Raw genomic sequence first — 7498 nt, forward strand, 5'->3', positions numbered from 1 at the left:
TCGGCGCAGATACGGTCGGGCATATCGCAGAGGCATGCGCAGGCGGCGCTGTCGATGGTGCCGTGCGAGAAGGTCCGTTGAATGTTCCCAACTTGATCAGCCTCGGGCTGTCTGAGGCTTGCCAACTCGCAACTGGGCACGTGCCACCTTTTCTTCATGTGCGGAGGCGAGAGGGCCGTTGCGGTTGCGCGGCCGAGATCTCCAAAGGAAAGGATACGCCGTCGGGACATTGGGAACTTGCCGGTGTCCCCGTCACATTCGACTGGGGCTACTTTCCGCGAACTATTCCCTGTTTTCCGGACGAAATCATTTCAGGATTGTGCAAGCGTACCGGACTTCCGGGCATTCTCGGCAACTGCCACGCTTCAGGTACCGAAATCATCGCCCAGTACGGTGACGAGCACATTCGATCCGGAAAGCCGATTTGCTACACTTCCGCTGATAGCGTGTTCCAGATCGCTGCTCACGAGCAGGAATTTGGTTTGGAGCGGCTTTATCGAACGTGCGAAGTCGCGCGCGAACTTGTGGATCCGTTTAATATTGGCCGCGTGATTGCCAGGCCGTTCATCGGGGCAGGATCGTCCTACGTCAGGACACATAATCGTCGCGATTATGCGGTGCCCCCGCCCGACAAGACGATTCTCGATCTTGCCGCGGAGGAGGGCCGCGACGTCGTCACGATCGGCAAGATAGGCGATATTTTCGCGCACCGAAGCACCGGCAGGGTATTGAAGGGAGATGGTAACGACAGCTTATTCGATCGCATGCTCGAGGGCTTAGACTCTCTCAGAGAAGGCGGATTGCTGTTTGCCAATTTTATCGACTTCGATTCAATCTACGGACATCGCCGCGACGTGGCGGGCTACGCGGCGGCGCTCGAAGCATTCGACAAGCGATTGACGGAACTGCTCGGTCGCTTGGGATCCGGCGACTTGCTCGTCGTTACCGCGGACCATGGCTGCGATCCCACTTGGAAAGGCACAGATCATACACGCGAGCAGGTACCGGTGCTGGTGCTCGGAGGAGATAGCTCGCACCCGATCGGTGCGCGCTCCAGTTTTGCCGATGTCGGTGCATCCGTTGCCGCTCACCTCGATCTGCCTGAGATGCTGAAGGGCGTTGCGTTCTGACGATTCACATACGTTATTAATTTATGTTAGGCGAAATTGTTGTTTGTACGTGCGGGAGGAACGAACAAACCTCGCAAGGCTTTCCAACAAGACAGCCCGCGCGAGCATCGTTTCACTGACTTCGCCATGCTGTCTCGATCTCAGGCCCGTTGAGGGTGCTGAATCCGATTCTTTGGTCCGAGACTCACGAAAGAAGTTGGATGACGCGAGTTCTTATCACAGGTGGCGCAGGCTTCATCGGCTCGCACACCTCAGACGTTCTGCTTGACGCAGGCTATCAGGTCACACTGCTGGACAATCTGACGCCACAGGTTCACGGGCCGGCGCGTCAGCCGCCCTCATATCTCAATCCTGAAGCCGATCTGATCATTGGCGATGTGACTGATCCCGCGGCGGTGGACCGCGCGTTGCGTGGCGTAGATCTCGTGCTACACCTTGCATCGACTGTAGGGGTCGGCCAGAGCATGTACGACATGGTATCGTATGTGCATAACAACGAGGTCGGAACCGCAACATTGCTCGAAGCGCTGGCTAAGCGGCCGGTCGCGCGCCTCGTCGTCGCGTCCTCGATGAGCGTTTACGGCGAGGGTCTATGCCGGGATGCTGCGAAGCGCCTCGTTAATCCAGACGAGCGGTCAACCCGACAGTTGCGAAGTGCAAGATGGGAGTTGGAGGACGCAAACGGCAGGGAGCTAGTGCCGGTGCCAACCCCCGAGACAAAATCTCCATCTCTCAGCTCAGTATACGCCCTTAACAAATATGCCCAGGAGCGTCTCTGCTTGATGGTGGGGAAGTCCTATGGCATTCCCGCCGCGGCGCTTCGCTTCTTCAACGTATACGGGCCGCGGCAGGCACTATCGAACCCCTATACCGGCGTGCTTGCCATTTTCGCCGCTCGCTTCCTCAACGGCCGCTCGCCAATGGTTTTTGAGGACGGTCGGCAGCGCCGGGATTTCGTCCACGTTCTCGATGTCGCCAACGCCTGCCGACTCGCGCTCGAATCCGAATGCGATGGCGAGGTGTTCAACATCGGTTCAGGGCAAAGCCGGTCTATCCTATCGGTGGCCAACGATCTCGCGAAGGTGATGGGCCGGCGTGATCTAAAGCCACTCGTCACCGGCAAATATCGTGCCGGGGACATCAGGCATTGCTTCGCTGACATCGAGAAGAGCCGCACGCTCCTCAATTTCAATCCACGCGTCGAATTTACCCGAGGATTGGAAGAACTCGCCGAATATCTTGCAGGCCAGATTGCGGACGATCATGTCGAGAAAGCCACCAAAGAACTTGAGCGCCGGGGACTGGTGGCATGAAAGCCGACCATCTCGACCGCGCAGTCCTGATTACCGGCGGATGCGGCTTCATCGGCTGTAATCTGGCCGATGCACTGGCCCGGCGCGGAGAGAAGGTCGTTGCCTTCGACAACCTTTCGCGAACCGGCGTTCGGGAGAACGCGCAATGGCTGAAGTCGCGACATGGCGGCCAAGTCTCGATCGTGACGGGCGACGTTCGCGATGCGATATCGGTAATCCAGGCTGTGCGCCGCGCTAAAGCAGTACTTCATCTGGCAGCGCAGGTGGCCGTCACCGGCAGCCTGGAAGATCCGATCGAGGATTTCGAGATCAATGCCCGCGGGACGCTGAACGTGCTGGAAGCGATCCGGGTGCATAATCATTCCGCTCCAATGATCTTCGCATCCACCAACAAGGTTTACGGTCGTCTGGTGCCGGACAGCGGCATCAAGCAGGTCGGCCGGCGTCACGTTCCCGCGGACATGCGCTTGGCGCAAGGCGTAGCGGAAAACTTTCCGCTCGACTTTTACAGCCCCTACGGATGTTCGAAGGGGACCGCCGATCAGTACGTTCGCGATTACGCGCGCGTGTACGGCATGAACACAGCGGTACTGCGGATGAGTTGCATCTACGGTCCACGGCAATTTGGCACCGAAGACCAGGGATGGTTGGCGCATTTCATGCTGCGCTCGATCCTTGGCGAGCCCCTGACCATATTCGGCGATGGCTTGCAGGTACGTGACGCCTTGCACGTGTCCGATGCGGCCGCCGCCTGGATTGCTGTCCTGGAAAACATCGGATCGGTTCGCGGCCGGGTATTCAACCTTGGCGGCGGGACGGAGAACGCCATCAGCCTGCTTGAGCTGATCGATCAGATCGCGTCGATGCGCGGCGCTGCGCCATCCCTGAGCTTCGATCGATGGCGTCCCGGTGACCAGCCTTGGTACATCTCGCGATGTGAAGCGTTGAAGTCGGCAGTGGGATGGCAGCCGCAGATTCCGCTTCGGCAGGGACTTCAGTCCTTGCTTGAGTGGTTGGAAGGGCGCTTCAGTCCCGCGAGGTCGCCTGTGCAGTTGCGGCTGTGACGCGGGTAGCGCTCATCAATCAGGATTGGCGCTACGAAGGCAGCATCTATTTCGGCTGCCGATCCCCTCATCTTCCGCTCGAGCTTGGGATTTCGCAACAACTGCTGGAACGAGCAGGGCACCAGACGCTGCTGCTCGACGCGCATATGTTCGGGCTTTCGATCGGCGATATCAGCGCGGAACTTCAATCATTCAAGCCGGATATCGTCGTCATCACGACTGCTCCAACCTACTTATTCTGGCGCTGTGCGCCGCCCGAACTGCGTGTTCCGCAGCAGCTCACCTTCGCGCTGCGCGATGCCGCACCCATGCTGGTGGCTGTCGGTCCGCACGGTTCTACGACTCCGCGGGCGGCACTGACGAAGCTGCGGGTCGACTGCGTAGTAATGGGCGAGTGCGAGGCAACATTGCTGCGGCTCGCAAATGGCGAGCGGCAGTTCGTGGGCACTTGCTACAGGGACGCTGGCGCTATCCAGGTCAACGGAGGACCGCAGGCCGCGGCTTTCATCGATCAGCCACCATTGCAGTGGCCGGACGAGATGATCCGCCGCCACAGCCATCATCACCATCGTTTTGAAGCGACGCCCGTTGGTCCAGGAGCGGAGGTCGAGGCGTCGCGCGGTTGCCCTTACAGCTGCACGTTTTGTGCAAAGGACAATTTCCGCAACGGCTATCGCAAGCGTCCTGCAGCGGCGATTCTGCAGGAGGTCGACGAGCTTCGCCGGCAAGGCGTCGAGTACGTCTATTTCATCGATGAGATATTCCTGCCGAACCCCGAGCTATTGGAAGGCTTGGTTTCCCGTGGGCTGCTGTTCGGAATCCAGACCCGGATCGATCTCTGGAAACCGGAGATGCTTGAGTTGCTCGGTCGCGCCGGCTGCGTTTCAATCGAGGCCGGCGTTGAGAGCCTTACTCCCGAAGGACGCGAGAATCTGGCCAAGAAGTGCCGGATGACCACCGACCAACTGGCGGACCGCCTGATGACAGCGAGGCGGCACGTTCCGTTTGTTCAAGCCAACCTGATCGAGGTGGCTGAGGATGATGAGGCGTCGGTGCAGCGGTGGCGCGACAAAATGCAGGCCGCGGGAGTCTGGGCCAACGATCCGGTCCCGCTGTATCCGTACCCGGGATCGCCCGATTATCGAAAATTGTGGGGCGAGCCGGACGACCACGCGTGGGAGCGCGCACACGATCACTACCTGCGTCTTTTCGAGCGCTTCAGCGATGTCCAGGAGCAGCGCCCGATTCCACTTCGAGAGCTCGAACTTGAGGTGCAGGAATGAGAGCTGCTGGTCCGGGTATTCGTCTGATGATGACAACGGACGCCGTGGGAGGCGTGTGGACTTTCTCGACTACGCTCGCCCGCTCGCTTGCTGCTTTTGGATTTGAGATTTTACTCGTGACGCTCGGGCCGCGGCCCAACGAGGCGCAGAAAGCGATGCTGCGGGGTACTCAACGGCTATCATTGGTCGAAACAGATCTTCAACTCGAGTGGCAGGACCCGGCCGGCGCGGACCTCTGTCATGCGGATGCTGTGCTTTGCGGCCTTGCCGATCGCTTCGGGCCGGATCTCGTACACCTCAACAGCTTCAGGGAGGCGATATTCGATTGGAATGTTCCGACCGTGGTGGTTGCTCATTCGTGCGTAAACAGCTGGGCGGAAGCTTGCGGCGAGACCGACGCGTTCACTGGCGATGACTGGAAGGCTTACAGCCAATCAATTCGAGCCGGCTTGCAAAAATCAAATGCGTGGGTAGCGCCAACGCGCGCTTTTCGAGGGCAATTGGCTTCGCAACATGGACTGCCGGAGACCGGCGAGGTGATCTGGAACGGCGCGGAAACGCGTTCGCGTTCACCGGCAGCCAAGCAGCCTTTCGTGTTGAGCGCGGGCCGGCTGTGGGACAAAGCCAAGAATCTATCCGCCGTCGCCCGGGCCGCGCCGGCTATTGAATGGCCCATCAGGATCGCCGGCCAATTTGCGCGCAACAGCACGTTGGCCACACCCATTACGAGCAACTGCGAACTGCTCGGCGAAATCTCGCACGCTGCCTTGCTGGGTCAGATGGAAAAGGCCTCGATTTTTATCAGCCCGGCACTGTACGAGCCGTTCGGGCTCTCGGTCTTGGAAGCGGCAAGCGCCGGATGTGCATTGCTGCTTTCCGACATTCCAACCTTCCGGGAACTGTGGAATGGCGCGGCAGTGTTTTTCAATCCACACGATCCTGACGAAATCCGTCGGTGTTTGCGGTTACTCTGCGACGACGAGATGCAGAGAATGCGTTTGCAGCACGCCGCGGCGAAACGCTCGCTGGAATATCCGTTGAGCAAAACCGCCAGGGCGTACCGATCGGTGTACGGGTCTTTATTGACAGTGGTCGCCAATAGCCCATCAGCCGACCCGCAACGCGGGGAGATGATGGGATGAAAGCGGTATTCTTCTGTCACGCCTTCACCTCGTGCTGGAACAATGGCAATGCGCATTTTCTGCGCGGAGTGACGCGCGAACTGACGCGGTTGGGGCATCAGGTCGTGGTCTGCGAACCCGGCCAGGGCTGGAGCCGCAGCAACGCGCTGCGCGATAGAGGCGAGGCGAGTCTGCACGAAGCAGAGTCACTCGTGCCGGGCATACAAGTGCATCGATACGATGCGTGGCCGGATCTTGATTACGTTCTGCAACCCGCCGATCTTGTTCTCGTTCATGAATGGAATCCCCCTGCGCTGGTTGCCGCGCTAGGGCGGCGCCGAGCTGCGGGTGGAAAATTCACGCTGCTGTTTCACGATACGCATCATCGCGCGGTGACCGCACCGGGCGAAATGGCTGGTTTCGACCTGGACGGATATGACGGCGTGCTCGCCTTTGGCGAGGTGCTCCGTGAGATATACGTCAAGCGCGGATGGGCGCGGCGAGCATTTACCTGGCATGAAGCGGCCGACATCGAGTTGTACCGGCCGATGCGTAATGTGGAAAAGCAATGTGACGTCATCTGGATCGGAAACTGGGGTGACGATGAGCGAAGCGCCGAGCTTGTCGAGTTTCTGATCAACCCAGTTAGCCAACTCAACCTCACCGGGCGTGTGTATGGCGTGCGGTACCCGCAACAGGCGCTGGACGCGATCAAAGCTGGCGGACTGAGCTATGGTGGCTGGCTGCCCAATCATCGCGCACCACTGGCGTTCGCGCAGGCGAGAGCGACCGTGCATGTGCCGCGCGGACCTTACGCAAGGCAGCTGCCAGGCATCCCTACTATTCGCATCTTCGAAGCGCTCGCCTGCGGTGTTCCGCTGATTTCGGCACCATGGTCCGACGACGAGCATTTATTTCCTTCCGGCTGTTATCTCAGCGCGAGCGGCGGCGATGCAATGAAGTCCGCGCTGGCGACGGTGCTGCGTGATGGTGAACTGGCCATGCATCTGTCGCGTGCCGGACTGCGCGCGGTGCTGGGACGGCATACCTGTCGCCATCGCGCCCAGGAATTGCTGGCGATCATCGATGGCCTGGGTCGTTTCGCGCAGGAAGCCGAGATCGATGCGCCACAACAACGGATTGCGTCATGAAGATTTGCTTTTTTGGCTCGAGCCTTGTCTCATCGTACTGGAACGGCGCTGCCACGTACTACCGCGGTATCTTGAAAGCACTCGCGGGGCTCGGCCACGAGATTATTTTCTTTGAGCCGGATGCTTTCGAGCGGCAGAGTCATCGGGACATTCCCGATCCTGAATGGGCGCGCGTAGTGGTCTACCCGGCGACGCCGGAGGGATGGCAGCGCTCGCTGGAAGAGGCGGCATGTTTAGCTGATCTTCTTGTCAAAGCCAGCGGCGTCGGAGTGTTCGATGCCGAACTCGAAACCGCCATGGTGGCAACGCCGAGCCGAGCAAGGCGGGTCTATTGGGATGTCGATGCTCCCGCAACACTTGACGAAATAGCGGCGAAGCCGGACCACCATCTGCGCAGGGCGATCCCGAAGTACGAGGTCGTGTTTACGTATGGTGG

6 protein-coding genes and 1 pseudogene are annotated in these 7498 nt (G+C 59.6%); all 7 read left to right on the plus strand.

Annotation, left to right across the window (positions count from 1 at the left end; translation table 11 throughout):
• On the plus strand, nt 1-1130 hold a 1130-nt coding region (locus tag VJV58_RS12220), incomplete at its 5' end, for a phosphopentomutase (protein WP_324137606.1).
• 200 nt (nt 1131-1330) lie between these two features.
• Nucleotides 1331-2443, plus strand: a complete 1113-nt coding sequence (locus VJV58_RS12225; protein WP_324137607.1) for an NAD-dependent epimerase/dehydratase family protein — start codon at nt 1331-1333, stop codon at nt 2441-2443.
• On the plus strand, nt 2440-3507 hold the full coding sequence (locus VJV58_RS12230; RefSeq protein ID WP_324137608.1) for an SDR family NAD(P)-dependent oxidoreductase: 1068 nt from the start codon (nt 2440-2442) through the stop codon (nt 3505-3507). Before VJV58_RS12225 ends, VJV58_RS12230 begins: the two co-directional genes overlap by 4 nt.
• Nucleotides 3504-4790 carry a TIGR04295 family B12-binding domain-containing radical SAM protein gene (locus tag VJV58_RS12235; protein ID WP_324137609.1) on the plus strand — a complete coding sequence of 429 codons (1287 nt, stop codon included), beginning with the start codon at nt 3504-3506 and terminating at the stop codon, nt 4788-4790. Before VJV58_RS12230 ends, VJV58_RS12235 begins: the two co-directional genes overlap by 4 nt.
• Nucleotides 4787-5932 (plus strand): glycosyltransferase family 4 protein, encoded by a 1146-nt coding sequence (locus VJV58_RS12240; protein ID WP_324137610.1) that lies wholly within the window; start codon nt 4787-4789, stop codon nt 5930-5932. Before VJV58_RS12235 ends, VJV58_RS12240 begins: the two co-directional genes overlap by 4 nt.
• Entirely contained in the window at nt 5929-7062 is a 1134-nt protein-coding gene (locus VJV58_RS12245; protein ID WP_324137611.1) for a CgeB family protein, read from the plus strand. The genes VJV58_RS12240 and VJV58_RS12245 overlap by 4 nt, the downstream gene beginning before the upstream one ends.
• Nucleotides 7059-7498: pseudogene (locus VJV58_RS12250) on the plus strand (hypothetical protein); the annotation flags it as partial. The gene VJV58_RS12245 and the pseudogene VJV58_RS12250, both read left to right, overlap by 4 nt.

It is taken from the genome of Bradyrhizobium sp. (assembly GCF_035273305.1).
GTDB lineage: Bacteria > Pseudomonadota > Alphaproteobacteria > Rhizobiales > Xanthobacteraceae > Bradyrhizobium.